Below are 2,231 nucleotides of genomic sequence, written 5' to 3'. Positions count from 1 at the left end.
TAACTTATCAGTAGGGTTACAATCTAGTAAAACGACATCTGCAGTAACTAAAACTACTGCGTATCGCGCCGTGGGTCTTTCTCAACTAAATTCTACTCACCGTGTCCAAATAGTACGAAATGGTTCTCAAAATGTGGGAGGCCCTTATAACGTGGTTTATGGTGAAATATACGTGTTTAAAAATTTAAATATAAATGCAGGAGATCGTGTTTCATTAAGAGTATTCAATGATGAGGCTTATAATCGAACTTTATCAGGAAAGTTTGAAGCAGACCACGCAGGAGATTAATCATAGTTTTAACTAATTAAATGATAATTACACTTCTCGCTACCTTTATTTTTAGAAAGGACAGATAAAATGTATCAAACGATAAAGTCAAAAAAATGGATTTATTCAACATTTGGTGTCATTGCTTTCTATTTTTTAGTACTTTGTATACATAAATTAATCTTTATTATACAATGGCCTACGCAGTATATATCCGAAAGTGTTTCAGATCCATCTATTACTGCTTTTTGGATAAGTGCTATAAGTAGTTTAGTTGATATAACGGAACCAGTTGAAGAGCTGCTAAAAACATTAACGTTAAATATGGAATATTCCTTATTTACTTCAAATTATATCGCATTTTTTAATATTGAATTTTTAATGAGTCAGTTAGGTTATTTTATAGCCGTTATTCCGGTTGCATGGATTTTTTATTATGAACAATCAAAGGAGATACATTCTTTAAAATTAATTCGCCAAAGTCCAAAACGATATTTTAATCGCCAGTTATTGCTTGTTATCTTTGTTCCAGTCATTATCCAGTTAGTTGCGGGTATAATAGATTATAGCTTAACATTTATCTTTCTTTATGAGGGGCGTGGGAATCTGCCAGAAGTTTTATTAGAGTTATCTCAGTATGTAAGTGTAGCTGATATCCTTCAAGTCTCAAGTCCCTTTGTGTTTAGTGATCCACTTTTTTTAGAATGGTTGACCCCGACTAACTATCATAGTTATTACTGGTGTACCATGATGGGGTATGGATGTTTATTGAGTAGTTTTTCATTATTTACTTATTTATTTACAAGAGCTGTGCGATTTAAGAATTTATTTTTTGCGATCGGTATTCCGTTACTCATTAGTCGTCTGATAGAATCATTTATCTCACAATATATTCATTTAGCAATTCCTAGTACTCTAATTAATTATGCATCTTTAATCCAGCTGATTATAATTATCAGCCTTTATCTAGTCCTGAGTTTAGGGTTAGCCATTATGGTTAGAAAGGGGAATTCATATGTCTAACGTGATTCTAAAAAGACTACTGTTAATATTAATTCTATTTTTCTCTATCATATATTTTATAAATGGAATTAGTTATTTATTTCATTGGATAGAAACTGAAGGAGTATTCTATTCTTTAATATCTACACAAATGCTTTCGTTTATTACTTTTGCGACATTATTATTATTTAGTATTTATATCAATCATTTTTCTGTTCGACAACGGTATCAAAATCTTGAGGCATTTATTCAATGGGTTTTGAAATATCAGACTTTAATTGCTATTATGGTCATTTTACTGAATGAAATATTTGCCTATGTGACTTTTATCATGATAAATAAGGGAGATATGCTATTTGTCTCAACGATAGATTTTGTATATAGTGTCTTATTTATTATGAATATGAATTGCCTATCTTTTTGTATTTATAGCTTCAGTTTAGATTTGTCGACAACGTATTTACTTCTTATACCTATATATGGTTTATCTTATTCGATTTCAATTGTATCATTTAATGAATTTACAGAGGTTGGTAGTTTATATAGGATTCTAGATTTTTTAAGCTATTCTCCAAGTAGCGTATCTAAAATTATACCGGGAATTATTCTTTTTATTATTTCATTAGGGTCTATATTATTAGGAAAGGTTATTTTATCTCGTCGATTTATACTTTAGAAGGAGGGGTATTTTGTTAGCTATTAATGATGGTCAGTTGATAATCAAAAAAAGACAGATACTCAAAGATATTAATGTTCGTTTTGAAGAAGGAAAAGTTTATAATTTAGTTGGAGCAAATGGTAGTGGAAAAACAATGTTACTCAAAACCTTGGCAGGTTTAGTTCGATTAAGTGAAGGGAACCTAGTTTATAATGAGCGAATTTTGAAACGTGAATTTTTACCTAATTGCGGAATCATTATTGAAAAACATCAATTTATCGATCATTTAACAGGTTTAGAAAA

General features: G+C 30.0%; 4 protein-coding genes. All 4 read left to right on the top strand.

From position 1 onward, the window contains the following. Window positions 1-289 (top strand): hypothetical protein (locus HMPREF9402_RS14530; RefSeq protein ID WP_175282056.1); only part of this gene is annotated, 289 nt, incomplete at its 5' end. 69 nt (window positions 290-358) lie between these two features. After that, window positions 359-1,291 carry a hypothetical protein gene (locus HMPREF9402_RS06000; protein ID WP_009606841.1) on the top strand — a complete coding sequence of 311 codons (933 nt, stop codon included), beginning with the start codon at window positions 359-361 and terminating at the stop codon, window positions 1,289-1,291. After that, a complete protein-coding gene (locus tag HMPREF9402_RS05995) occupies window positions 1,284-1,946 on the top strand; it encodes a hypothetical protein (protein WP_009606842.1) in 663 nt (220 codons plus the stop codon). The genes HMPREF9402_RS06000 and HMPREF9402_RS05995 overlap by 8 nt, the downstream gene beginning before the upstream one ends. Window positions 1,947-1,959: 13 nt before the next feature. Continuing rightward, on the top strand, window positions 1,960-2,231 hold a 272-nt coding region (locus tag HMPREF9402_RS05990), incomplete at its 3' end, for an ATP-binding cassette domain-containing protein (protein WP_009606844.1).

Origin of the sequence: Turicibacter sp. HGF1 (assembly GCF_000191865.1) — a bacterium.
GTDB classification, from domain to species: domain Bacteria; phylum Bacillota_I; class Bacilli_A; order MOL361; family Turicibacteraceae; genus Turicibacter; species Turicibacter sanguinis.
Note: the sequence above shows the minus strand (reverse complement) of the source record. Positions and strands in the feature narration are given on the sequence as shown.

Bases quoted from the DNA above. Each gene is read 5' to 3' on its own strand.
- HMPREF9402_RS06000 (WP_009606841.1), top strand. From the start codon at position 359: ATGTATCAAACGATAAAGTCAAAAAAATGGATTTATTCAACATTTGGT.
- HMPREF9402_RS05995 (WP_009606842.1), top strand. From the start codon at position 1,284: ATGTCTAACGTGATTCTAAAAAGACTACTGTTAATATTAATTCTATTT.